This window comes from Candidatus Hodgkinia cicadicola (assembly GCF_002774925.1).
The window spans coordinates 1-950 of sequence record NZ_NXGO01000075.1 but is presented as its reverse complement, the minus strand read 5'-3'; the positions used below and the strand labels follow the sequence as shown (position 1 = coordinate 950).

General features: G+C 30.3%; 1 pseudogene. It reads left to right on the top strand.

The features are described from left to right. A pseudogene (locus MAGTDC_RS02885) lies at nucleotides 1-154 on the top strand (DNA-directed RNA polymerase subunit beta); the annotation flags it as partial. Nucleotides 155-950: the final 796 nt, after the last annotated feature.

Below are 950 nucleotides of genomic sequence, written 5' to 3'. Positions count from 1 at the left end.
TGTAATCCAACAACCTCTTAAAGGAAGAGATAACTTAGGAGGACAGAGGTTAGGTGAGATGGAGGTATGGGCGTTGCAGAGCTATGGTGCTGCTTATTTCTTAAATGAAGCGTTATCAGCTAAATGTGATGACATAGTGGCAAGACGTGAAGTCCAAGGTGTTAAATTTTGCAATGTTTTCTAATAAATATATTCAACTAAAAACGATAGTTCAACGTTCAACGAATGAAAAAGTTATCATTATATTGTTTAGCCCATAACGTATAATAATGAGGGCAGCTGTAAGACCTAGATGAAATACAAAATTATGTTAAAAATATTACAATAAAGCTACATTTGAATCTCTTAAGATCAGTAATATTTTATATTTGTTCTTGCCTTAAGTTGAGTCCTAATATTACATACCCAAATCTAATTTGGTATTTGACTGTAAACTTTATGTGGAAGGCGTATAAGTGCAGTAAATATACATATTAAATAATTCTCTCACTTAAGTAAGCAAAACTAAACTGCACAGTTACAAAAACGGTTCTTGGTGCAAACCGATTAACCAACTGTTGTAAAAAAAATAATTGTTATATATATTCGTTTGTTGAATACCTGAAACAAAGAGGAGACAGTAAGCTGGTAAATCAACATTGTAAAAATTGCATTAATCTTTTTAAAATTAAGAATAGCAACAAAGTCTGGTGTTAACTTTAAGAAATTTTCGAAATTATGAGTATAGTTTGTAAATTATTATGGTGTTGGTAATATTACTGTGTTACACTACTGTATTGTAACGGTTTTAATTAAATATGAGTTTTTGCTATTTCAGAATAACTATCATTTATCAATTATTCAAATTTTGTAATACCAGTATTATTCAGACTCTGTATTGGCTGATCATCATGCCAATTATTATCGCACTGGTTGAAGTATGAGAACTTGACGCCTTCATTTTTAACACA